Origin of the sequence: Achromobacter sp. HNDS-1 (assembly GCF_040084795.1) — a bacterium.
GTDB lineage: Bacteria > Pseudomonadota > Gammaproteobacteria > Burkholderiales > Burkholderiaceae_B > Achromobacter > Achromobacter ruhlandii.
On record NZ_CP157584.1, the window covers coordinates 1,388,917 to 1,411,970 of the forward strand.

General features: G+C 68.9%; 26 protein-coding genes and 1 riboswitch. Of the genes, 14 read left to right on the top strand and 12 right to left on the bottom strand.

What is annotated here, in order from left to right:
* Positions 1-74 precede the first annotated feature (74 nt).
* The 3 genes from mutS (at position 75) to ABFG95_RS06210 (ending at position 4,310) form a co-directional block, all read left to right on the top strand.
* Positions 75-2,675, top strand: a complete 2,601-nt coding sequence (mutS, locus tag ABFG95_RS06200) for a DNA mismatch repair protein MutS (RefSeq protein ID WP_068951865.1) — start codon at positions 75-77, stop codon at positions 2,673-2,675.
* Positions 2,672-3,865 (top strand): cupin domain-containing protein, encoded by a 1,194-nt coding sequence (locus ABFG95_RS06205; RefSeq protein ID WP_278992168.1) that lies wholly within the window; start codon positions 2,672-2,674, stop codon positions 3,863-3,865. The genes mutS and ABFG95_RS06205 overlap by 4 nt, the downstream gene beginning before the upstream one ends.
* A gap of 217 nt (positions 3,866-4,082) precedes the next feature.
* Positions 4,083-4,310, top strand: a complete 228-nt coding sequence (locus tag ABFG95_RS06210) for an endopeptidase (protein ID WP_081273424.1) — start codon at positions 4,083-4,085, stop codon at positions 4,308-4,310.
* A gap of 203 nt (positions 4,311-4,513) precedes the next feature.
* Here the strand turns inward: ABFG95_RS06210 and bamC are convergent, their stop codons facing one another.
* The 4 genes from bamC to ABFG95_RS06230 all read right to left on the bottom strand — a co-directional run bounded on the left by bamC (position 4,514) and on the right by ABFG95_RS06230 (position 8,050).
* A complete protein-coding gene (bamC, locus tag ABFG95_RS06215) occupies positions 4,514-5,638 on the bottom strand; it encodes an outer membrane protein assembly factor BamC (protein ID WP_049072883.1) in 1,125 nt (374 codons plus the stop codon).
* Between the two features lie 17 nt (positions 5,639-5,655).
* Complete coding sequence (gene dapA, locus ABFG95_RS06220) at positions 5,656-6,561, bottom strand: 4-hydroxy-tetrahydrodipicolinate synthase (RefSeq protein WP_054417738.1); 906 nt, start codon at positions 6,559-6,561, stop codon at positions 5,656-5,658.
* 87 nt (positions 6,562-6,648) lie between these two features.
* Positions 6,649-7,296: a site-2 protease family protein gene (locus tag ABFG95_RS06225; protein WP_049072881.1), complete on the bottom strand. Its 648-nt coding sequence runs from the start codon at positions 7,294-7,296 to the stop codon at positions 6,649-6,651.
* Between the two features lie 124 nt (positions 7,297-7,420).
* Positions 7,421-8,050 carry an L-threonylcarbamoyladenylate synthase gene (locus ABFG95_RS06230; RefSeq protein ID WP_348995602.1) on the bottom strand — a complete coding sequence of 210 codons (630 nt, stop codon included), beginning with the start codon at positions 8,048-8,050 and terminating at the stop codon, positions 7,421-7,423.
* A gap of 89 nt (positions 8,051-8,139) precedes the next feature.
* On the opposite strand from ABFG95_RS06230, the gene ABFG95_RS06235 reads away from it, so the two are divergent.
* From ABFG95_RS06235 to ABFG95_RS06245, 3 genes are all read left to right on the top strand, one after another.
* Positions 8,140-8,994, top strand: a complete 855-nt coding sequence (locus tag ABFG95_RS06235) for a neutral zinc metallopeptidase (RefSeq protein ID WP_049072879.1) — start codon at positions 8,140-8,142, stop codon at positions 8,992-8,994.
* Positions 8,995-9,175: 181 nt separating this feature from the next.
* On the top strand, positions 9,176-9,712 hold the full coding sequence (locus ABFG95_RS06240; protein ID WP_049072878.1) for a hypothetical protein: 537 nt from the start codon (positions 9,176-9,178) through the stop codon (positions 9,710-9,712).
* Complete coding sequence (locus ABFG95_RS06245) at positions 9,709-10,476, top strand: DUF1828 domain-containing protein (protein WP_348995603.1); 768 nt, start codon at positions 9,709-9,711, stop codon at positions 10,474-10,476. The genes ABFG95_RS06240 and ABFG95_RS06245 overlap by 4 nt, the downstream gene beginning before the upstream one ends.
* A 7-nt stretch (positions 10,477-10,483) precedes the next feature.
* Here the strand turns inward: ABFG95_RS06245 and ABFG95_RS06250 are convergent, their stop codons facing one another.
* The 3 genes from ABFG95_RS06250 to ABFG95_RS06260 form a co-directional block, all read right to left on the bottom strand.
* The gene (locus tag ABFG95_RS06250) at positions 10,484-10,756 is read right to left on the bottom strand and encodes a hypothetical protein (RefSeq protein ID WP_080977371.1); all 273 of its coding nucleotides are present in this window, start codon (positions 10,754-10,756) and stop codon (positions 10,484-10,486) included.
* A gap of 227 nt (positions 10,757-10,983) precedes the next feature.
* The gene (locus ABFG95_RS06255) at positions 10,984-11,634 is read right to left on the bottom strand and encodes a hypothetical protein (protein ID WP_054417736.1); all 651 of its coding nucleotides are present in this window, start codon (positions 11,632-11,634) and stop codon (positions 10,984-10,986) included.
* A gap of 132 nt (positions 11,635-11,766) precedes the next feature.
* Positions 11,767-12,507 carry a winged helix-turn-helix domain-containing protein gene (locus ABFG95_RS06260; protein ID WP_049072874.1) on the bottom strand — a complete coding sequence of 247 codons (741 nt, stop codon included), beginning with the start codon at positions 12,505-12,507 and terminating at the stop codon, positions 11,767-11,769.
* Positions 12,508-12,585: 78 nt separating this feature from the next.
* Here ABFG95_RS06260 and ABFG95_RS06265 point away from each other — a divergent pair, with 78 nt between their 5' ends.
* Positions 12,586-13,848: an MFS transporter gene (locus ABFG95_RS06265; protein ID WP_348995604.1), complete on the top strand. Its 1,263-nt coding sequence runs from the start codon at positions 12,586-12,588 to the stop codon at positions 13,846-13,848.
* 134 nt (positions 13,849-13,982) lie between these two features.
* On the opposite strand, the gene ABFG95_RS06270 is transcribed toward ABFG95_RS06265, so the two are convergent.
* From ABFG95_RS06270 to ABFG95_RS06280, 3 genes are all read right to left on the bottom strand, one after another.
* Complete coding sequence (locus ABFG95_RS06270) at positions 13,983-14,615, bottom strand: FMN-binding negative transcriptional regulator (protein ID WP_049072872.1); 633 nt, start codon at positions 14,613-14,615, stop codon at positions 13,983-13,985.
* A gap of 144 nt (positions 14,616-14,759) precedes the next feature.
* A complete protein-coding gene (locus tag ABFG95_RS06275; RefSeq protein ID WP_049072871.1) occupies positions 14,760-15,245 on the bottom strand; it encodes a GNAT family N-acetyltransferase in 486 nt (161 codons plus the stop codon).
* 30 nt (positions 15,246-15,275) lie between these two features.
* Positions 15,276-15,470: a hypothetical protein gene (locus ABFG95_RS06280; protein ID WP_049072870.1), complete on the bottom strand. Its 195-nt coding sequence runs from the start codon at positions 15,468-15,470 to the stop codon at positions 15,276-15,278.
* Between the two features lie 392 nt (positions 15,471-15,862).
* Between ABFG95_RS06280 and ABFG95_RS06285 the strand changes: the two genes are divergently transcribed.
* The 7 genes from ABFG95_RS06285 (at position 15,863) to ABFG95_RS06315 (ending at position 21,576) form a co-directional block, all read left to right on the top strand.
* Entirely contained in the window at positions 15,863-16,108 is a 246-nt protein-coding gene (locus ABFG95_RS06285; protein ID WP_139122249.1) for a hypothetical protein, read from the top strand.
* A gap of 131 nt (positions 16,109-16,239) precedes the next feature.
* Entirely contained in the window at positions 16,240-17,853 is a 1,614-nt protein-coding gene (locus ABFG95_RS06290; RefSeq protein WP_348995605.1) for a PQQ-binding-like beta-propeller repeat protein, read from the top strand.
* Between the two features lie 54 nt (positions 17,854-17,907).
* A complete protein-coding gene (locus ABFG95_RS06295) occupies positions 17,908-18,279 on the top strand; it encodes a tRNA-binding protein (RefSeq protein ID WP_049072868.1) in 372 nt (123 codons plus the stop codon).
* Between the two features lie 42 nt (positions 18,280-18,321).
* Positions 18,322-18,500, top strand: a riboswitch (yybP-ykoY riboswitch).
* Positions 18,501-18,505: 5 nt separating this feature from the next.
* On the top strand, positions 18,506-19,075 hold the full coding sequence (mntP, locus tag ABFG95_RS06300; RefSeq protein ID WP_054417730.1) for a manganese efflux pump MntP: 570 nt from the start codon (positions 18,506-18,508) through the stop codon (positions 19,073-19,075).
* Between the two features lie 215 nt (positions 19,076-19,290).
* Entirely contained in the window at positions 19,291-20,514 is a 1,224-nt protein-coding gene (locus ABFG95_RS06305; RefSeq protein ID WP_336724593.1) for a DUF3440 domain-containing protein, read from the top strand.
* On the top strand, positions 20,511-21,056 hold the full coding sequence (locus tag ABFG95_RS06310) for an N-acetyltransferase (protein WP_175146107.1): 546 nt from the start codon (positions 20,511-20,513) through the stop codon (positions 21,054-21,056). Before ABFG95_RS06305 ends, ABFG95_RS06310 begins: the two co-directional genes overlap by 4 nt.
* Positions 20,941-21,576, top strand: a complete 636-nt coding sequence (locus ABFG95_RS06315; RefSeq protein WP_175146106.1) for a ParB N-terminal domain-containing protein — start codon at positions 20,941-20,943, stop codon at positions 21,574-21,576. The genes ABFG95_RS06310 and ABFG95_RS06315 overlap by 116 nt, the downstream gene beginning before the upstream one ends.
* Here the strand turns inward: ABFG95_RS06315 and ABFG95_RS06320 are convergent.
* Complete coding sequence (locus tag ABFG95_RS06320) at positions 21,512-22,366, bottom strand: HAMP domain-containing sensor histidine kinase (RefSeq protein WP_175146105.1); 855 nt, start codon at positions 22,364-22,366, stop codon at positions 21,512-21,514. The two genes, ABFG95_RS06315 and ABFG95_RS06320, sit on opposite strands and share 65 nt — an antisense overlap.
* The gene (locus tag ABFG95_RS06325; protein ID WP_175146104.1) at positions 22,363-23,028 is read right to left on the bottom strand and encodes a response regulator; all 666 of its coding nucleotides are present in this window, start codon (positions 23,026-23,028) and stop codon (positions 22,363-22,365) included. The genes ABFG95_RS06320 and ABFG95_RS06325 overlap by 4 nt, the downstream gene beginning before the upstream one ends.
* Positions 23,029-23,054: the final 26 nt, after the last annotated feature.

The window sequence follows — 23,054 nt, forward strand, 5'->3', positions numbered from 1 at the left end:
AAATGCAAGTAGCACAAGGCAAAATGCCCAAATCGCAGGCTGAAATGGACGATCAGCTTTCCGGCCACACCCCCATGATGCAGCAATACCTCCGCCTGAAGGCGGAGGCCGGCCCCCTGCTGCTGTTCTACCGCATGGGCGACTTCTATGAAATGTTCTATGAAGACGCGGAACGCGGGGCGCGCCTGCTCAACCTGACGCTGACCAAGCGCGGCTCCTCCAACGGCACGCCGATCCCCATGGCCGGGCTGCCGGTGCACGCGATGGAGCAGTACCTGGCGCGGCTGGTGGCGATGGGCGAATCCGTCGCCATCTGCGAACAGATCGGCGATCCCGCGGCCTCCAAGGGCCCGGTCGAGCGCCGCATCGTGCGCATCGTCACCCCCGGCACGCTGACCGACGACGCGCTGCTGCCGGCCAAGGCCGACCGCGCGCTGGCCGCGGTGTTCGTCACCGGCAACGCGCGCGCGCCGCGCGCCGGGCTGGCCTGGCTGAATCTGGCCAGCGGCGACTTCCGCGTCACCGAATGCGCGCCGGCGCAGCTCGAATCCGAGCTGCACCGCATCGCGCCGGCCGAGATCGTCTGCGCCGACAGCGCCGAATTCGACTTCCCGTTCGAAGGCGCCCGTTCGCGCGTGCCCGACTGGCACTTCGAAAGCGACGGCGCCCGCGCGCACCTGCTGGCGCATTTCAAGACCGACACGCTGGCCGGCTTCGACATCGAAGACATGCCGGCCGGCATCTGCGCCGCCGGCGCGCTGCTGCGCTATGCCGCCCGCACCCAGTCGCAGGCGCTGGCGCACGTGCAGAGCCTGTCGGCCGAGCGCCCCGGCCAGTTCGTGCTGCTCGACCCGGTCACGCGCCGCAACCTTGAACTGACGCAGACGCTGTCGGGCGAGGATTCGCCCACGCTGTTCTCGCTGCTGGACGGCTGCCGCACGCCGATGGGCAGCCGCCTGCTGCGCCGCTGGCTGCACCATCCGCTGCGCGAGAACGAACAGGCCCACGCCCGCCAGCATGCCATCTCGACGCTGCTGGCCGGGCGCATGGACGTCGAACAGACCTTCGGCTCGGCGGGCCTGCTGGAGACGCTGCGCGGCGCGCTCAACGCCTTCCCCGACATCGAACGCATCGCCGCGCGGCTGGCGCTGCGCTCGGTGCGCCCGCGCGAACTGGCCAGCCTGCGCGACGCGCTGCAAGCCCTGCCGGCGCTGCGCGACCTGGTCGCGCCGATGGCCGCCTCGCCGCGCCTGAACGACCTGGTCTCGCATCTGTCGGTGGACCCGGCGCTGGCCGCCCTGCTGATGCGCGCCATCGCCCCCGAACCGGCCGTGGCGATCCGCGACGGCGGCGTGCTGGCCGCCGGCTTTGACGCCGAACTCGACGAACTGCGCGCCCTGGCCGCCGACGGCGGCGACTTCCTGGTGCAGCTGGAAGCGCGCGAACGCGAGCGCACCGGCATCAGCAACCTGCGCGTCGAATTCAACCGCGTGCACGGCTTCTACATCGAAGTCACCAAGGGCCAGACCGCCAAGGTGCCCGAAGACTACCGCCGCCGCCAGACGCTCAAGAACGCCGAACGCTACATCACCCCGGAACTCAAGACCTGGGAAGACAAGGTGCTGTCGGCGCAGGACCGCTCGCTGGCGCGCGAGAAGTGGCTGTTCGAGCAACTGCTGGACGTGCTGGCCGAACACGTGCGCCCGCTGTCCGACTGCGCCGGCGCGCTGGCCGAACTCGACACGCTGGCGGCATTGGCCGACCACGCGCGGCGCCACGACTGGATCGCCCCCGAACTGTCCGAGCAGGCCGACATCGACATCGACGCCGGCCGCCATCCGGTGGTCGAACAGGCCATCGAACGCTTCACGCCCAACGGCTGCCGCCTCGATCCCGCGCGCCGCATGCTGCTCATCACCGGCCCCAACATGGGCGGTAAATCGACCTACATGCGGCAGGTGGCATTGATCGTGCTGCTGGCGCGCATCGGCAGCTTCGTGCCGGCGGCGCGCGCCCGCATCGGCCGCATCGACCGCATCTTCACCCGCATCGGCGCCGCCGACGACCTGGCCGGCGGACGCTCGACCTTCATGATGGAGATGACCGAGGCCGCCGCCATTCTCGCGGCCAGCACGCCCAACAGCCTGGTGCTGATGGACGAGATCGGCCGCGGCACCTCCACCTACGACGGCCTGGCGCTGGCCTGGGCCATCGCCTGCCGCCTGCTGGCGCACAACCGCGCCCTGACGCTGTTCGCCACCCACTACTTCGAACTGACGCGCCTGCCGGCCGAACAACCCGCTTCGGCCAACGTGCACCTGGCCGCGGCCGAGTCGGCCGGCGGCATCGTGTTCCTGCACGAAGTGCGCGAAGGCCCGGCCAGCCGCAGCTACGGGATCCAGGTGGCGCAACGCGCCGGCGTGCCCGCCGCCGTGATCCGCCAGGCCACGCGCGAACTCGAACGGCTCGAAGCGCAAGGCGCGCCCACGCCGCAGCTCGGCCTGTTCTCGGCCGCGGCCGAGGCCGACGCGCAGGCCTACGCCGAGGCCGACCGCGCCGACGCCATCGAGGCGCTGGACACGCTGCGCGAGGAACTCGCCGGCATCGACCCCGACAGCCTGACCCCGCGCGAAGCGCTGGACGCCCTCTACCGCCTGAAGAAGCACCTGCAATGAACCTCGACCATCCCCTGCCGCTGTTGGGCAACCAGAGCCCCAACGACTTCATGCGCCGCTACTGGCAGAAGAAGCCGTTGCTGATCCGCCAGGCCATCCCCGACTTCAAGCCGCCGGTGACCATCGCCGCGATCAAGAAGCTGGCGCGCCGCGACGACGTCGAATCGCGCCTGATCTGGCGCGAGAATGGCGAATGGCAGATGGAGAACGGCCCCTTCGCCCGCCTGCCCAAGGACAACGAAGGCGACTGGACCCTGCTGGTGCAAAGCGTCGACCTGCACAGCGACGCCGCGGCCGAACTGATGCAGCAGTTCCGCTTCATCCCCGACGCGCGGCTCGATGACGTGATGATCAGCATCGCCAGCCACGGCGGCGGCGTCGGCCCGCACTTCGACAGCTACGACGTGTTCCTGCTGCAGGCGGCCGGCGAGCGCGAATGGCGCTACGGCCGCCAGAAAGACCTGTCGCTCGAACCCGGCCTGCCGCTCAAGATCCTCAGCCATTTCCAGCCCGAGGAACAGGCCGTGCTGGCGCCGGGCGACATGCTCTACCTGCCGCCGCAGGCCGCGCACGACGGCATCGCCGCCGGCGACGGCTGCATGACCATCTCCATCGGTTTCCGCGCCCCCACGCAGGCCACGCTGGCGCGCGGCCTGCTCGAGGCCGCCGCCGACCAGGTGATGGCGCGCGTCGGCCTGCTGGGCGGTCCCTACGGCGAGCCGGCGCTGCCCGGCCCCAAGCTGTCGGCTGTCTACCGTGATCCGGCCCAGGCCGCCGTGACCACGCCGGCGCAGGTGCCGGATGCGCTGGTGCAGGCCACGCTCGACACCGTCAGCAAGCTGCGTTTCGACGACGCGCTGGCCTCGCGCTTCCTGGGCTGCTGGCTGACCGAGCCCAGCAATCTCAGCGTGTTCGACGGCCCCGAAGGCCTGGACGTGGACCTGGAAGAAGACTGGCCCGCCAGCGGCAGGCTGGTGCTGGACCGCCGCAGCCGCATGCTCTATCGCGGCAAGCAGCTTTTCATCAACGGCGAAACCGCCATGACGCCGGCCGCGCCCGCGCTCTGCAAGCTGGCCGACGCGCGCAGCCTGGACTGCGCCGATCCGTCCTGCGCCCGCCTGTCCGACGAAGCCCGCTCATGCCTGGCGGACTGGCTGGATTCCGGCTGGATCCATTACGTCGCCTCGTAGTATCCGGAAACCTGCGCGTATCCGTCTTGCACAGAACGCAATGAGGTCTATGCGCAGGGTCACATAAAGCAAGACATCACACCGCGCGGAAAGGTTTGTTGCCGTTGGGATGCGACCTTTTTAACTTTCACACTCGCATCGCTTACGGCTTCCTGTAGCCTGGATTCTGGTTTCCCCTGACGGGGTTTCAAGAGTCGTCATCTACAGGAGTCTAAAAATGATGAGCAAAACCTTGATTATTGCCTCGGTGCTGGCGGTCTCGCTCAGCGCGTGCAACAAGAAGGAAGATGCCCCGGCGCCCGCGAACAACCCCACGCCGGGCGCCACCGCCCCGGCGCCCTCGAGCACGCCGCCGGCCACCTCGCCGGCCCCGGCCCCGACGCCTGGCACCACGCCTGGCGGCGGTTCGAACACCCCGGGCGGCTCGACCACCCCCGCGTCCTGATCAGCGAACACCCCCCGCGCTGATCACGGCAAGCAGAAACCCCGGCCCCGCGCCGGGGTTTTTGTTTGCGCGCCGCCGGGCGCCGTTCCCGCGCGTGCCGCCGCCGCGACATACCCGAACCCCCGCGCGCAAAGAAAAAGGCCCGCGAAGGGCCTTTTCCGGAGCCGTGCGGGCGCCGTGGCGCCCGCCGGGATACGCAGCAATTACATCTTGTCCTTCAGCACGCTCAGCAGGCGCTGGGCGGTGGCGCTGTTGTCGCGTTCGCCCTTGGCGTCCAGCACCGTCACGTTGGTCTGGTCGCCGCTGGCGCTCAGGTGGATGCGGTACTGCGGCGCCTCGGCCTTCTTGTCGCCCGAGAACATGCGGCTGAAGAAGCCCGGCTGGTCGATCTTCTCGCCAGTGTCGGTGTCGAAGTAGCGCACGTAGTAGTCGCCGGCGGAACGGTCGCGGTCCTCGACCGAGAAGCCGCCGCCGTCCAGCGCCACGCCGACACGGCGCCAGGCGCGGTCGAACGATTCGCTGACGATCAGCTGCGCGCCCTGGGTTCGGACATCCTGCTGCACCGCCGGCTTCTGCGGCGCGGCCTCGGCCTGCTGCACCAGCTTGCGGGCGTTGTCGACGTCGGTGCCCAGGTAGACCATCATGCGCGCCAGCATGGCGGCGTTCAGGCCCGGATCTTCCTTGCCGTTCTGCCACTGCACTTGCGAGCCGTCGCCGCCGACGCGCTTTTCGAGCATCTGGCGGTGGCTGACGTAGATCTCGGTGTGGCCGTTGACGCGTTCAACGCGGGTGCGGAATTTCTCGCGCTCGCCGCTGTCCCAGGCCGACTCCAGCACCGCGCCCAGGGCCTGGCGCAGCCAGCTTTCCGGGATCTTGGCGCGGTTTTCCGCCCAGTCGGTCTCGATCAGGCCGGCGGCCGGATTGTTGCTGGCGACGGTGAAGCCGTTTTCGGTCCAGAAGTCGACCAGGCGCGGGAACACGTCCTCGGGCGCGCGGTCGACCACCAGCCAGCGCAGGTCGCCATCGCGTTCGACGCGCATGTCCTGGCGGTTGGGCAGCACGTTGCTGGCCTTGGGCGCGGAGGCCTGGGCCTGGCCCTGCTGCTGGAACTGCGAATAGGTGGTCGAGCCCGACGTCGGCGCGCGATAGCGCGGATCGCTGGCGGCCTGGGTCAGGTCGGGCGGGATGCTGAGCGGTTCGCCACGTTGCGTGACGGCGCTCTTGTAATTGACGGACTCTTCATTGCCCAGGAATTGGTTGACCTCGCTGCAGCCGGCCAACAACACCAGAGACATCAATGCCGACAGACCGGCATGACGCTTGTTCATACGTATCCTCACGATATTTAGAGCAGGCCCGTTTCCTGGAGCGCGCGACGCACCGTTTCGTGGTGCGATGCGCCCAGTTCCACCAGCGGCAAGCGGTAGCCCAGCGCGGTGCGGCCCATTTCGGCCAACGCCCACTTGACGGGAATAGGATTGGCTTCAACGAACAAAGCCTTGTTCAGACGGGCCAGGTGCGCATTAAGTTCACGCACCTTCGGCACATTGCCCGCCAGGGCGGCGGCGCACAAGTCACGCATGAGCTTGGGCGCGACGTTGGCGGTCACGGAAATATTGCCGCGCGCGCCCAGCAGGATCAGGGCGGCGGCGGTGGGGTCATCGCCGCTGAACACCTGGAAGCTGGCCGGCGCCTCGCGCAACAGCAGGCCGCCGCGGGCGATGTCGCCGGTGGCGTCCTTGATGCCGATGATGCCCGGCACCTGGGCCAGGCGCAGCACCGTGTCGTTGCTCATGTCGGCAACGGTGCGGCCCGGCACGTTGTACAGGATGGTCGGCAGATCGACGGCTTCCGCGATGGCGCGGAAGTGACGGTACAGGCCTTCCTGCGACGGCTTGTTGTAGTACGGCACCACCGACAGGCCGGCCTGCGCGCCCACCGCCTTGGCGTGGCGCGTGAGGTGGATGGCTTCGTCGGTGGAGTTGGCGCCCACCCCGGCGATGACCGGGATGCGGCCCGCGGCATGCTCGACCGCGACGCGGATCAGTTCCGCGTGTTCTTCCATGGAGACCGTCGGCGATTCCCCGGTGGTGCCCACCACCACCAGTGCATCGGTTCCTTCCTGGATGTGCCAGTCGATCAGCGACCGATAGGCCGCGTAGTCCAGGCTGCCGTCGGGCTGCATCGGGGTGACGAGGGCCACCATGCTGCCCTGGAAATTAACGCCTGCGGCGGTTGCAGGGGATGCCATAAATGAGGGGCTCCAAAGCCCCACGGCGGGATGCCCCAGGGCCAGAATCAATGAAACCGCTGAGTTTAACGGATATTGGCCAAAATCCTAGAGGAACCACTGAACGATCGTCGTTCCCAAAGCCAATACCGGACGCATCAATATCCACAGCACGTCGGTCACCAGCAGCACCACCACGATCACCAGCCCATACGGCTCGATTTTCGAGTATTGCCAGGCCAGGCGGTTGGGCAGCAGGCTGAAAAGGATGCGTCCCCCATCCAGCGGCGGAATCGGCAGCAGGTTCAGCGCCATCAGCACCAGGTTGACCTGCACGCCGGCCATCGCCATTTCGAACCAGAAGCTCTCCTGCATGCCGGTTTCCAGGAACAGGCGCAGCGAAAACACCCACAGGATGGCCATCAGCAGGTTGGCGGCGGGCCCGGCCAGCGCCACCCACAGCATGTCCTTCTTGGGACGGCGCAGGCGGCCGAAATCCACCGGCACCGGCTTGGCCCAGCCGAACAGCATGCCCGGGCTGCCCAGCAGCTTGGAGGTCAGCAGGATCACCACCGGCACCAGCAGCGTGCCGATCGGGTCGATGTGGCGCGCCGGGTTCAGGCTGATGCGGCCCGCCTGGTAGGCCGTCGGATCGCCGAACATGCGCGCGACGTAGCCGTGCGCGGCCTCGTGCAGGGTGATGGCGAAGATTACCGGTATCGCGTAGACCGCGATCGTCTGGATGATGTCATTCATGGCGAAGCGGATTGTAGAGGAGCCGCGTGACGAACAGTGCGGCCAGATGCAAAGCGGCGCCATGCCTGCCGCGCGGCGGCGGCGGCCGGCATGGCGCCGCCGCATGAACGCGCGATCGGCCGTTTCAGGCCGCCAGGCCCAGCGTGGCCGGATCGCCGCGCCCCACCCGCACCACCACCGGCTCGGCGCTGGTCAGGTCGATCACGGTGGTCGGCGAATGCGGGCAGGCGCCGGCGTCGATGATGGCGGCCAGGTCGTGGTCGTAGCGCTCGCGGATGTCCTCGGCGTCGTTCAGGGCGTCGTCCTCCCCCTTCGGGATGAGGGTGGTGGACAGCAGCGGCGCGCCCATCTGTTCCAGCAGGCCCAGCATGACGGCGTGATCCGGCACGCGGATGCCGATGGTCTTGCGCGATGGATGCGAAACGCGTCGCGGCACTTCCTTGGTGGCTTCCAGGATGAAGGTCCACGGCCCCGGCGTGGCGGCCTTGAGCAGGCGGTACTGGCGGTTGTCGACGCGGGCGAAGTGGCCGATCTCGGCCAGGTCGCGGCACAGCAGCGTGAGGTGATGGCGTTCGTCCAGGCCGCGCAGGCGGCGCAGGCCGTCGGCCGCGTTCTTGTCGTCCAGGCGCGCGACCACCGCGTAGCTGGAGTCGGTGGGCACCGCCACCAGGCCCCCGTCGTTCAGCCATTGGGCGGCCTGCTTGAGCAGGCGCGGTTGGGGATTCGCGGGGTGGATATCTAAATGGAGAGCCATGGGTTTATCCTAACACTCTTGAAGGCCGCTTCACCATTGGCGGCCCTGGCAACACATGGCGGCCTTGCCGGCCCGCCCGGAGACACAGTATGCGCCTGGACGATTCCCGCGAAAGCGACAACGTGGAAGACCGCCGCGCCAGCGGGCCGCGCATCGGCGGCCGTGGCACCATCGGCATCGGCACCATCGTGCTGGCCCTGGTGGCCATGTATTTCGGCGTCGACCCCAGCGTGGTGCTGCAGATGGCCGAGGGCCCGCCCGCCCAGCAGCAACAGGGCCCGGCCGCGCGGCCGCCCGCCAACGACCCGCAGGCGCGCTTCGTCTCCAAGGTGCTGGGCGAAACCGAGGACACCTGGAGCGCCATCTTCCAGAAAGACCTGAACCGCCAGTACGTGCCGCCCAAGCTGGTGCTGTTCCGCGGCGCCACGCCCACGGCCTGTGGCACCGGCCAGGCGGCCATGGGTCCGTTCTACTGCCCGGGCGACAGCAAGGTCTACATCGACCTGGCCTTCTTCGACGAGCTGCAGAACCGCTTCAAGGCGCCCGGCGATTTCGCCCAGGCCTACGTCATCGCGCACGAGGTCGGCCACCACGTGCAGCACCTGCTGGGCATCTCCGACCAGGTCGACAACCTGCGCCGGCGCAACCCGTCGCAGGCCAACGCGCTGTCGGTACGCATGGAACTGCAGGCCGACTGCTTCGCCGGCCTGTGGGCGCAGCGCGCCAACGCCGCCCGCAACATCCTCGAAAGCGGCGACGTCGAGGAAGCGCTGGCCGCCGCCACCGCCATCGGCGACGACCGGCTGCAGAAGCAGAGCCAGGGCTACGTGGTGCCGGACGCCTTCACCCACGGCTCGTCGGCGCAGCGCGTGCGCTGGTTCAAGCGCGGCCTGGACAGCGGCGACCTCAAGCAATGCGATACTTTCGCCGCCAGCTCGCTGTAGGCCGGCATGCCGGCCGCCGCGCCGCCAAGCCTGTATATTCATACAGCCTCGGACCCGACGCCGTCTTCATCTTGTAAGATTACGCCCCCGCGCCCATCAGGCGGCGCGGGCCAGAGCCCCCGCGAGGGGGCTTTTCCGCTGGGCGGCCCGGCGGTGCATTCCCAGACTCTAGATCCGTTCCATGGCCAACAAGTTCGAACCGTTAATCACCCCTGACGAGGTGCAAGAGATCCTTGCGGAGCCCAAGGAAACCGTCAAGCCGGTCGCCTGGATCCCCAAGCCGGCCGCGATCACCCCGCTGTGGATGGAATTCGCCAGCCCGTGCCGCGTCAAGGGTGAAGTGCGCGACGACGTGATTTTCCGCGCCACCTACCGCGGCGCCCGCACCGACGTGCACGGCCAGGCCACCATCTTCCTGGCCGAGGCGTTCTGTGCCAGCCTGTTCGTCGGCCCGCACCGCGTCTTCGGCGTCGACACCGACGACTCCTTCCACACCAGCCTGGTGGGCGAAGGCCGCCCGCAATATCGCAAGCCGCTGGCGGACCGCAGCCACGAACACCTCTGGGTGGACGAAGGCGAAGGCTACGCCGAACCCGTCGTGCCCGCCCTGCACACCATCGCCGAGCTGATGCAGTATTTCCTGCCGAGGGCCAACCTGACCCTGACCGGCGGTTTCGCGCATCCCCTCAAGGGCCGACAAATCGAACTGATCCTATGAGCAATTTCCTGGAAGCCTCCGGCTGGACCGTCCTGCCGGCGGGCGAACACGCCATCCGCGCGATCTCGCCGATGACGCTGGGCCTGGACGGCCAGCACGCGGCATTTTTCATCGCCCATCCGGACGACGCCACGTTCTACCTCACCGACGCCTGTGAAACGGCGATGCACGCCTCCAGCTACGGCATCGAGCTGGCGGCCAAGCGCATCGACATCCTCAACGAAACGCCGGGCGTGAGCCTGGCGCACTTCGACAAGTCGGGCGCCATCGTCGCCTCCGGCCCCAACGAACAGCTGCAGGAAGCGCTGTGGGATGCGGTCAAGCTGGCCATGGCGCTGTCGTTCCAGTGCGCCAAGTGGATGCCGCGCTTCAGCCAGCTGCGCTTTCGCGCCCAGGTCGGCCGCGCGCTGGCGGCCGGCGTCGGCCCCAACCGCATGGTCAAGGGCGCGCGCGCCAAGGGCAGCAGCGGCCATACCGCCGACTTCGCGTTCGCCGTGCGCGCCGCCGGCAGCACCGCGCTGACCTACATCGAACCGATCGCCCTGAAGGCCGGCAAGAAAATGGACTGGACGCAGGTCTACCAGACCCACGGCAAGATGTCGGACGTGAAAATGGCCGATGCGCGCAACTCGCGCATGGTGATCCTGGAAGACGGCGCCTCGGCCGAGGAACTGAAGAAGGCCGTGGCCATCCTCGAACAGTCGGCCAGCGTGCTGACGCTGGCCAAGACGCGCGACTGGAAGGCGGTATTCGCCGCCGAATAGGGTAGGGTCAGGACGCCATGTGGGTCAGGCCGTCGACGATCTCGCGGCCATGCAGGATGGCCGCATGCACCGCTTCGCGCGGACTGTAGACGAAGCCGCCCTCGGCAAAGCGTGGCACGGGGTATTCGTCGCCGCCTTCCTGCACGGCGCCCGCCTGGACCACCATGATCGATGCGATGAAAACGGGGCCGCTGGGCAGCGCCTGGACTTCAGCGCCGTCGCCCCGGGACACCTTGGCGGTAAGCCGGTATCCCTTGTAGATCAAGTTGTTCTGATGCACTTCGGATGCCCTCTTTCTGCGACCCAGCATACCGCGCCTGTTCATGACAGTTCGGATATGTTTTGTAACGCCGGCTGCCGATAGAAACATTGTTGCGACGCGGAAATTGCGTCCCCGTTTCCGTGGCGGGTCCGGCCAAGGCATCCACAGGCAGGCACGGCGCGGCTTGCGGCCGCATGACAGGGTCCTGCGCTGCGCGCCGCGCTGATCCGTCCCGGGGATTTCCCCTAGGGCTGTTGCGAAAGCGCACTTTCGGCCACTTGCATGGCCGTGACGCGCAGATAGTCCGGCAGCGTCCAGCCGCGGCCCAGCAGGAACATGCGGGTATGCAGGTCGTCCAGCACCGCCGCCGTCACGGCCGGGCCGAGATAGGTCAGCCGCTTGCGCCGCAGGTCGACATAGCCCAGCGTGTAGTCACGCGCCAGGCCCAGCCACAGGCGATGGGCGCCGACCGACTGGCGCGCCCCGCTCATGATGCACAGGCCCGCCTCCAGCCCCCAGCGATACACCGCCGTGGCCAGCCCCATGCGCTGGTAGGGCGCGGCGTACTTCGAATGCGGCGCGCGCACATAGGGATCGGCGCGCCGGCCCACTTCGATCAGGCGGTTGAACACCGTATAGCCCGCCAGCCGGCCGCGCCGCACATCCACCACATACACGTAATACTCGCCATCGGCTTCGCGGTAGCGAAGCACCAGGCCAGGGATCTCGGTTTGAACCTCCGGCAAGCCATGCAGGCGATCCAAGGGTCGATTCATGCGGTCGTGGATGGCATCGAGTTCGGCTTCCACTTCGCGCGGGCCGTGGTTGACATCGATGCGCAGCTCCGTCACGCCAGGCAAGGCGCGACGGAAAACGTGCAGGGCCAGCGTAGGCAAGGCCACCTCCTGTACAGGGCAAATGCCCGATGAAAAAAAATGTGCGCGCTCGCGCGGCCTGCCGGCCCGCGCGAGCGCGAAAGCGAATTCGAGGGGATGCGCATGAAGCCGGGGAACCCCGGCCGAAAAACGCTAGGCGGCGTGGCCGCCCTTCAGGTTCCAGTCCACCGCGTCGGCGGCCGCCTCCCCGGGCATGCCGAAAAATGCGGGGAACTGCCGCGCGCCCTTGCGGGTGATGGACAGCGCGCGCGAATCCAGGTCCTTGTCGACCCAGCCGCGTTGCAATAGCGCCTCCAGCAAGGCGGCGCCCAGCGCGCCGCCCAGGTGCGAGCGGCGCTCGCTCCAGTCCAGGCACGGGCAGGCGAAACGGCGGCGGCGCTGGCGCGCCTGCGTCACGTCCACCCCCACCTGCGCCAGCGAGGCTTCGCCCAGGGGCGTCAACACGTAATCGCGGCCATCGGCCGCCAGCCACTGGCGCGCCAGCATCGCGTCGTGGACGCGCACCGCCAGCGTGCCGGCCATGTGGTCGTAGCAGGTACGCGCTTCGCGCAGGGCCGACGGCGTGTTGGGCTTGAACGGCGCGCGTTCGGCGCCCGCCACCACCAGCAGCGCCTCCAGCGCCCGCGCCACTTCGGCATTGGCCAGCCGGTAATAGCGATGCTTGCCCTGCGCCGCCTGCTCCACCAGGCCCTGCTCGCGCAACCGCTGGAAATGGCTGCTGGCCGTGGATGCGCCGATGTCGGCGGCCGCCGCCAGCTCGGTGGCGGTGCGGGCACGGCCATCGAGCAGCAGGCACAGCATGCGGGCCCGCGCCGGATCGGCGATGGCGCCGGCGACGGCCGAGAGGTTGATGTCGGCGAACTCGGATTCCATGATTCGGCCCAGGCCAAAGTGTTGGATACGGGCTCAAGCATACTGCGACTCATCGCAACAGGACAGCCCGTTTCCATCATGCCCAACCCTTCGCGTTTCTTCGGCTGGAAGGTCCTCCACGCCACCTTCGTGCTGGCCATCTTCGGCTGGGGCGTGGGTTTCTACGGACCGCCCGTATTCCTGCACGCGGTGGTGCAGCGCACGGGCTGGAGCGTGACGCTGGTGTCGGCGGCCGTCACGCTGCACTTCCTGTGCGGCACGCTGATCGTGGCCAACCTGCCGCGCCTGTACCGGCGCTGGGGCGTGCCGGGCGTGACGCTGGCCGGCGCAGTGGCGCTGGCGCTGGGCGTCTGCGGCTGGGCGCGCGCGGCCGAACCGTGGCAGCTGTATGCGGCCGCGCTGTTATCCGGCATGGGCTGGGTGACGCTGGGCGCGGCGGCGGTCAATGCCTTGATCTCGCCCTGGTTCGTCAGGCGCCGGCCAGCCGCGCTGGGCATGGCCTACAACGGCGCCAGCGTCGGCGGCATCCTGTTCTCCCCGCTCTGGGTGTTCCTGATTGCCAGCTACGGCTTCGCGCGGGCGGCCGCATGGGTCGGCCTGGCAATGGTGATCGTGATCGCGCTGCTGGCGCGCCAGGTGTTCGCCGTCACGCCGCGGCAGCTGGGCCAGCATCCCGACGGCATGCCGCCGGGCGCGCCGGCGCAGGCGGACGCCGCGACCTGGCCGCGCGTCTCGCGGCTGTGGCGCGACCGCGCTTTCCTGTCGCTGGGCGCGGGCATGGCGCTGGGGCTGTTCGCGCAGATCGGCCTGATCGCGCACTTGCTGTCGCTGCTGGCGCCGCTGCTGGGCGCGCAGACCGCCGGCATCGCCATGGGGCTGGCCACCGCCAGCGCCATCGCCGGCCGCAGCCTGGTGGGCTGGCTGATGCCGCCCGCGGCCGACCGCCGCCTGGTGGCCTGCCTGTCGTATGGCGCGCAGATCGCAGGCTCGCTGGTGCTGATGCTGGCGGCGGGCCACGCCTGGGCCGTATGGCTGGGGGTGCTGCTGTTCGGCGCCGGCATCGGCAACGCCACCTCGCTGCCGCCGCTGATCGCGCAGGCCGAATTCGCGCGCGAGGACGCGGCGCGGGTGGTGCCGTTGATCGTGGCCCTGTCGCAAGGCGCCTATGCCTTCGCGCCCGCCGTATTCGGCGTGCTGCGCACGTTCTCCGGCCAGGGGCCGCATCCGCTGTTCTGGTTCCTGGCGGCGGCGGCCGGGCTGCAGGCAGCGGCCATCGCCTGCCTGGCATGGGGCCGCGGCGCCGCGCACCGGCGGCGCCTGCAGGTGGCCGGCGCGGCCTGATCGGCCGCGCCATCCGGATCGCTCAAACCCTGTCGCTCAAGCCGTATCGCTCAAGCCGTATCGCTCAAGCCACGTCGCTCAAGCCACGCCGCTCAACCGACGTGACGCGGCCGACGTGCCGGGACGGGCCCGGCTCAATCCAGCCCGCCGCGGCGCGCCACCAGGCCGGCCATCACGACATCGCCCTGTTCGCCGGCCAGGCCGGCCGCCACGCCCTGGCGGTCGGCCGCGTTGCGGTTCTGGCTGACCTTCCACTTGCCTTCGATGCGCGTGATGGCGATTTCCACGCCGACAATGGCGCGCATCTGCGCCGCAATGAAATCCTCGGGCGCGTCCTCGACCCGCCAGGGCTGCGCGCGCGCCTTCTCCTGCGCATCGGTCAGCGCGCCGATCTGCGCCCGCACCCAGGCCGGGTCGTCATGCACCGTGGGCGTGCCCCAGACGTGGACGGCCACGAAGTTCCAGGTCGGCACCACCTTGTGGGTCTCGGCCTTGGTGGCGTACCAGGAGGGCGTGATGTAGGCCTGCGCGCCATGGAACACCAGCAGGCATTCGGCGCCGGCGGCCAGCTCCTTCCATTGCGGGTTGGCGCGCGCCATGTGCAGCCGCAGCACGCCTCGCGGCCCCTCCGGATAGAGCAGACAGGGAATGTGGTTGGCCATCAGTCCGCCCTCCCCGCCGGTCATGAGCACCCCGAGGGGATGCGCGCGGATGAAATCGTGCTGGACCTCCAGCGAGTCTTCACGGAAAGCGGACGGCAGGTACATGGCGAATGGCGTGGATGACGGGAAAAGCACACCATAGCGCCGCCCTGGCCCCATTGCCAGAGCCAGATGACCATCGAATCATGGGGCCACGGGAGCGCCCCCCGGAACCGGCCGGACGGCCGCCCTTGCGCGCGCGGCCGGCGTTCAGGCCAGCGGCTTGACCAACAGCACCGTGGTGAAGCCGCTATCCCATTCCTCGTCGGGATAGGTGTCGACCTCGGCATAGCCGTGCTTGCCGTAGAACGCGCGGCTCTGCGTATTGAAGGTATCGGTCTCCAGCCGCGCCTCGGCATGCCCGTCGGCGCGCATGCCGGCTTCGGCCACGGCCAGCAGCGCCGCGCCCACGCCGCGGCGCTGCAGATCCGGATGCACGTGCAGCGCCCAGATGAAGTTCTGCTCCCAGTCGACCATGCCGGCCACGCGGCCTTCGACCTCGCACACGTGAAAGCGCGCGCCGCGCTCGGCGACATAGCGGGGGATCTTGCCGCTGTCCAGGAAGTACCGGTATTTTTCCGGCGTCATCTGGGGCTGCCAGGTGCCTTCGTAGGTGCGCGTCAGCACGTCTTCAAGCGCCGCCGCGTCATCGGGGCGCGCCGTCCGGATCATCAGGGGGTTCGTGGATTGCTTCATGCGCGGCAGTGTAGCAACCGCGCCGCGGCCCTATCGTCGGACGCGCTCGTAGGCCAGCTTCATGCGCTCGCGCGCCGCGGTTTCATGCGCATAGGCGCGGTCATAAGTGGCCAGGCAATCCGGCGTGGGATCGGGCCACTTGATCGCGGCGATGGCGCTGGTCAGTTCATCGCGCGCGCGCTGCCATTCCTTGACGGCGGCATACCATTCCTTGGTCGTGTCCATAGCTTCCTCCCTATGTGCACGAGTCCCATCGTAGTCCCGCCATCGCCGCTTGCAATAGAGACTTTCGCCGATGCAAACGGATGAGCCCGGATGCCATCCGGATGAGGCCCGCGGGCGGAGGCGCGGCGCGGGCGCGGTAGAATTCCGCTATCCGCGCTCGGCACAGGCACCGCCACGCGGGTAGCGGCAGGCGTCGCGGCATGCGCGGCGCGCCAACCGGGTATATTGCGCCTCCGCGCCAGCCCGTGCGCCCGGCCCGCGATCCGCATCGCGGTCCCCTCGACAACCCCTCACGAAATCCGCTCCCATCAATCAGTGAACGCGCCGCCGTCGCGGCGGTCGTATAGCAGCCGGCCGATGCCGCGCTTGCCGATTTACCTCATCACGATGCGATGAATATTGACGTCAACCCTCACTTACTCACGGCCACAGCAAATGCTACTGTTCCGCCTGTGCAAGGAGTACAAGCAATGGATCAGAAAACGAAGCCCTGGGCCTTTCCCAAACCCCATCCGGAAAACACCCCGCGGGGCGAACGAAACAAACAGGAGTTCGACACGCCGCCGGTGAGCGAAACGCCCGCGGCCAAGCCGCGCGGCAAGAAAAGCGCCACCACGGCCGCCGCCGCCAAATCATGACGCGTCATTGACGGCCCTGCGCCCATGCGCCCGCCCGCCGCCGCGCCGCTTCCCGCCGCCTTCGCGCGGCCGGTCCGTGGCCCGCGAGTCCTGAATCCGCCGCGCGCCCAGGGGCGCCGGCCGCATCAATCATGAACGCGTTCATGAATCCGGCGCTGCAGGGCGCCGGCCGCATCACCGGCGTGTTCTTCCATCCGGCCGGCGACCTCGTCGCCGTGGCCTCGGCCTTTCCCCTGCTCATCAACCCGCCCGCGCGCGCCGCCCATGGCGGCGCCGCGCTGCGCTATCGCGTCGGCTTGTACCGCCGCGGCGAACCCGCGCCGTTCGCGGCCTGCGACGCGCCGCGCCTGCCCATCAACGACGTCGCCTTCCATCCGGACCAGCCCGTCATCGCCATCGGCGCGGGCAGCTATGACGGCGGCTATATGTTCGAAGGCGAGCTGATCGCCTGGAACTGGGACAGCGGCGCCTGCCATCGCCCCTTCCTCAACGTGCCCGAAGTGGTGCGGTGCCGCTACCTGCAAGACGGCCGCATCGAGGCCTGGGTCCGCCCCTGGGACGAATCGTGGGACGAACAGGACGACGATGTGCCCGCCGCGTCCGAAACACTGCTGCGCGTCGAGACCGCCGCCGGCGTGGCCACGCCGGAACTGGACCCCGCCACCGCCACCCTCGACCACGCCACGCCGCCCGATGTCGGCGACGCCGCCAAGCGCCTGGCCGACTGGCTGGGCCTGCCCGACCTGGGGCTGCGCGGCGCCATCTGGGACCTGGCGTGGCTCGACGCCGACACGCTCGCCGCGGTCCACGACGCCTGCCTGCTCGACCGCTACCGCGCCGACGGCGCGTTGCTCGCGCGTCACGACGGCGGCGGCCGCGGCGCCGAGATCCTGCGCGCCACGCCGCTCGTCGTGCACGCCATCGCCCCGCCCGATCCCGCCGACCGCTTCCGCCGCGACTCGCGCCTGTACGCGCTGCGCGACGGCGCGCTGACGGCGCTGCGCGACGAGGATGGCCAATACACCTTCTGCGCCAGCGCCGACGGTCGCCTGCTGGGCCGCCGCGACCGCATCGATGCGCGCCGCCGCACGGCCGGCGACGTGCTGCTGGACCCCACCCTGACCGGAGAACGACGCCTCGATCTCGGCCACTACGACTGCTTCAACCACTACATCGGCATCAACGGCGCGCCCGATCTTTTCTCGCTGCAAGGCACGCCGCCCGGCTCGCACGAAGGCAAGCACCTGTGCCGGGTCCACGCCGATGGTCGCCTCGAACGCCTGTGGCCATTGCTCAAGCCGGACGGCACGCCCGCCAGCCACGCCATGGAATGCCGTGGCGCCTACGTCGATGACGCCCTCGGCGCCAGCGTGGTGATCGCCGGCAAGCACTACTCGCCCACGGTCGGCAACGCCTATCGCGGCTTCATCTACCGCAAGTCGCTGGCGCGCGGCCAGGAACGCTGGCGTCATGCCACCCCGGCCTCGGCCAGCGCCATCATCGTGGCCGACGGCCTGGTGCTGGCGGCTTTCCTCGACGGCACCCTGATGCTGATCGACGCCGCCAGCGGCGACCTGCTGCTGGCGTCCCGGGTCCGCATCGGCGGCGTCGCCACCGTGCTCTACGCGCTCGCCGCGCGCGGCGGCAGACTGGCCGTCGGCGCCATCGACGGCCGCATCGCGCTGGTCGATCTGGCCGCGCTGGCGGGCATGCGCCCGACCCGTGGCGGCATCGATCTGGCATGATGGGGCCATCGCGGGCATCGTCGCCCGCTCCCCTTGAACCGATCGCCCACGCCCATGCACTACACCCAGGACCCCGCCACTCCGCCCGCCCCCACCGTCGGCTTCGACGACTTCATGAAGGTCGACATCCGCGTCGGCACCATCATTGCCGCCGACCCGTTCCCCGAGGCGCGCAAGCCCGCCTACAAGCTGACCATCGATTTCGGCGCCGGCGTCGGCGTCAAGAAAAGCTCGGCGCAGATCACCGGCCGCTACACGCTTGAGGAACTGCCGGGCAAGCGCATCCTGGGCATCGTCAATTTCCCGCCGCGCCAGGTCGGCCCGGTGCGCTCCGAAGTGCTGGTGCTGGGGCTGGCCGACGCCAACGACCACACCATCCTGGTGACGCCCGAGCACGACGTCCCCAACGGCGCCCGGCTGACCTGAACCCGCCGTGTCACACCGGCGCCATGCGCCGTTTGGTACACTGCAAGCCTCCTTGGGGAGTAGCCTCTTCCGGCCCCGTCCGGAAGCGCCCGCGTCAACACTCTTGGCCCACCTGGCCATGGCGCGCGCGACCGACACGGTCAGGCGAGACCACGGACTGATCCATAGCTCACGACCGGGCGATATGGACGGTCTGTGTGTTTCGCCCGGTCGGAGCCTCTCCCGCATGAACGCCCTCTCCACACTCGTCCTGGCTTTCGCCATGTCCACCGACGCCTTCGCCGCCGCGGTCGGCAAGGGCGCCGCCCTGCACAAGCCCCGCCTCTCCGAAGCCCTGCGCACCGGCGTGATATTCGGCGTGATCGAAGCCATCACGCCCGTGATCGGCTGGGCGCTCGGGTCCGTGGCCGCCCGCTACGTGCAGGAGTGGGATCACTGGATCGCCTTCGTCATGCTCTGTATCCTGGGCGGCATGATGATCCGCAACGGCTGGCGCGCGGACCATGACGAAGCCGCGCCGCCGGTCGCCCGCCATTCCTTCTGGCTGCTGGCCGTCACCGGTTTCGCCACCAGCATCGACGCCATGGCGGTCGGCGTCAGCCTGGCCTTCATCGACAACAACATCGCCGTCACCGCGCTGGCCATCGGCCTGGCCACCATGCTGATGGTGACCCTGGGCGTGATGGTGGGCCGCCTGATCGGCAACGTCGCCGGCAAGCGCGCCGAAGTGCTGGGGGGCCTGGCGCTGATCGGCATCGGCGCCACCATCCTGTACGAGCACCTGAAGGCGGCGTGACCGCGCGCGCCGGCTCGCGCATCGCGCGGCCCGGCGCAGTTCGTGAATCTCCGTCAATGTCGGACGCATTGACCGCTTTGACGCCTCGCGTTCGGGCTATCCTCACAGGCCTGTCGCGGCGGATACGCATAAATTTTCCCTGGCCGGCAGATACACGGCGCCGCGGCTCCGCCCGCGCGGCGCATCCGGAACGCCGCGCGCATGGAGGGAAAAAAATGGCGGTCAAGCATTACCGCGACTGCAACGTCCTCGACGCCGCCCGTGATCGCATCCGCCTGGTGTTCCAGCACTTCGAACGCGTCTGCGTGGCGTTCTCCGGCGGCAAGGACAGCTCCGTCACCCTGCACCTGGCGCTGGAGGTCGCGCGCGAAATGGGACGCGGCCCGGTCCACGCGGTATTCATCGACCTCGAAGGCCAGTACCAGGCCACCATCGCCCACGTCACCGAGATGTTCAACCGGCCCGACGTGCGGCCCTGGTGGATCTGCCTGCCCATCAACCTGCGCAATGCCTCCAGCCTGCGCGAACCCTACTGGTGCGCCTGGGAACCGGGCCGCGAGGCCGACTGGATCCGCCCGCTGCCACGGCATCCCGCCGTGATCAGCGATCCCGGCTATTTCCCGTTCTACCGCCATCGCATGGAATTCGAGGAGTTCGTGCCCGAATTCAACCAATGGCTGTCGCGCGACGCGTCCACCGCGTTCCTGGTGGGCATCCGCTCCGACGAATCGCTCAACCGTTACCTGGCGGTCAAGCGCCGCAGCAAGAAATGCGCCTGGACCCCGCCCGGCGCGCACAAGGCCCTGGCCTGGAGCACCCGCGACAAGCAGAGCGACAGGGCCGTCACATTCTTTCCGATCTACGACTGGAAGTTCGAAGACCTCTGGCGCTACACAGGCGAGCACCGCCATCCTTACAACCGGCTCTACGACCAGATGCTGCGCGCTGGCGTGGCGTACTCGCAGATGCGCATCTGCCAACCCTATGGCGATGACCAGCGCAAGGGGCTGGACCTGTTCCACAAGCTCGAGCCGGCCACCTGGTTCCGCGCCGTCAAGCGCGTCGAAGGCGCCAACTATGCCGCACGCTACTGCCGCCAGCGCTTTCTCGGCTATCGCGGCGGCCTCGGCCTGCCGCCCACCTTCAGTTCCTGGCGCCAGTACAGCCAGTTTCTGCTCGACAGCATGCCCGACACGCTGCGCCAGGTATACGCGCGCCGCATCGACGTCTTCATCGCCTGGTGGGAACAACACGGCCAACCGCTGGCCCAGTGGCCCGATGCCGGCATTCCCGATCTCGAAAACCGCAAGGCGCAGCCATCCTGGCGGCGCATCGGCCTGTCGCTGCTCAAGCAGGACATGGCCCGTTCACTGTCGTTCGGGCCCGCGCGGCGCGACATCGACATCGTGCTTGCCCCGGCCCAGCGGACATCCCCATGACCGCCCTGAACCAATACGACTTCCTGCGTCTGAACTCCTACGACGACGAGGCCGCATTCTTTGCCCAGATGGGGCGCTTTTTCGCCAGCGCCACGGTGCGCCGCGACTGCGGCGGCTACCCCTTGAACGACAGCGCGCGCCACCGCTGGTTCGTGGTGCGCCGGCGCGGCCAGCAGCGCCTGCTCGGCTTCGTCGGTATCGAATTGCAGACCGGCGCGGTCCGCATCCGCGACGGCTACATCCGCCCCGAAGCGCGCCAGCACGGCCTGTTCCGAGAGTTGCGGCGCCAGGTGCTCGAATTCATCGACGAACGCAACCAGCCCTGCACATTGCGCGTGCCGCACAACTGCGCGGCGCTGCTGCTGCCGTACGGCTTCCAGATCCAAACCACCCGGGGCAACTGGGTCACCATGAAAAGGAACACGCATGCCACACGTAGCGGATCTGGAGAACCGGGCCAAGGCCTTGTTCGAGGAACTGCGCACCCTGCCTCTGGCTTCGCGCATCGACGCCATCAACCGGATCCGGCGATGCCTGCATGAGCACAGCCCGTTCGCGGCCGAGCCAGTAGATTGCGTACAGTGGATTCCCGGCTACCAGGTCGAGGCCAACGACTACAACCCCAACAGCGTCGCGCCGCCCGAAATGCGGCTGCTGGAACTGTCGATCCTGGCCGACGGCTATACCCAGCCCATCGTCGCCCACCGTGCGGCGGCGGATCGCTACGTGGTGGTCGACGGCTTTCACCGCCAGCGCGTCGGCAAGAAGAAAGGCCCGATCCAGGCGCGCGTGCACGGCTACCTGCCGCTGGTGACGATCCGGCCCGGCCGCGACGCGGCCGCCGACCGCATCGCCGCCACCATCCGCCACAACCGCGCCCGCGGCGTGCACGGCGTGATGCCCATGACCGAGATCGTGGTGCGCCTGCTGCGAGCCGGCTGGAGCGACGCCGACGTGGCCCGCCAACTCGGCATGGACGAGGACGAAGTGCTGCGCTTCAAACAGGTGTCGGGCCTGCCCGAGCTGTTCCAGGACCATGGGTACTCGCGCTCCTGGGAATAGCGGCGGCCAGCGGCAGGCTCAGGCGCGCGCACAATCCGCCGCCCGATGCTGGCGCCAGCACCAGCAGGCCGCCATGGCGCGCCGCGATGGTGCCCACGATCGACAAGCCCAGGCCAGCGCCCTCGACCTGGCGCTGGCCGCGCCAGAACGGCTCGGCCGCCTGCGCGCATTGCGCCGGCGTCAGCCCGGGACCATGGTCGCGCACCGCCACCACCAGCTGGTCGGTGACGATCGCCACGTCCACCTCGACCGGCATCTCCTGTGGCGAATACTTCAGCGCATTGTCCACCAGGTTGCGCACCGCGCAATCCAGCAGGGTGTCCGGCAGGGCCGCCAGCGGCCCCGCATCGGGCAAACGCCAGCGCACCCGCGCGGGTTTGCGGCCGGCCACCCGCTCCAGCACCGCCACCGCGTCGCAGGCGCACAATTGGCCAGCGTCATCGCCATCGGCGCGGGCCAGCATCAGCAATTGTTCGATCAGCCGCTCCAGGCGCTCGGTGCCCGCCAATGCATACGTGATCGCCTGACGGCTGGCGCCGTCCTGCGCCGCCGGCAGGCGCTGCAACACCTGCAGATGGGTTTTGATCGCGGTGACTGGCGACCGCATCTCGTGCGCCGCGTGATCCGAGAAATGCCGTTCGCGCCGCAGCATCTCCTGCATGTGCCGCGACAGGTGCGCCAAGGTGCGCGCGCCACCGAACCAGGGCAGCATGCGGCCGGCCAGCAGCCCGGCCGCAACGCCCGCCACCCAGACCACGGCCAGCAGCGCCAGGCGCCCGTGCACGCTCATGGCCGCGGCATTCCGAGCCGGTAACCCCAGCCGCGCACGGTTTCGATGAGATCGGCGCCGAGCTTGCGGCGCAGCTTGTGAATGTGCACGTTGACGGCGTTGCTCTCGACCCGGTCGTCGAAGCCGTACAGGCTGTCGCGCAACTGATCCATGGTGAGAATCTGCCCGGGATGCTGCAACAGCGTCGTGAGCAAGGCCAGTTCGCGCCGCTGCAATGTGACGCGGGCGCCGTCCAGCAGCACTTCGCCACGGGACGGGAACAGCGTCAGGCGCCCGTGGTCGATGCGGTCGGCGCTGTACCCGGCGGCGCGCCGTATCACCGCCTGCAGGCGCGCGCCCAGCTCGTCCAGGTCAAATGGCTTGGGCAGGTAGTCGTCGGCGCCGGCGCGCAACGCGTCGACGCGGTGGAACACCCCCGACCGTGCGCTCAGCACCAGAACCGGCAGGCTCTGGCGCCGCGCGCGCCACTTCGCCAGCAACGTCATGCCGTCGCCGTCGGGCAGGCACAGATCCAGCACACAGGCGCTGACATGGGACGTCCGCACCGCCAGGTCGGCCTGGCGCAGGGTGCCGACCGCGTCGACCACGAACCCCTGCAGCCCCAGACCGGCCTGGATCGCCAAGGCAATCGAGGCATCATCCTCGACCAACAAAATGCGCATCGCAGACTCCCTGTTCCCGCACGTTA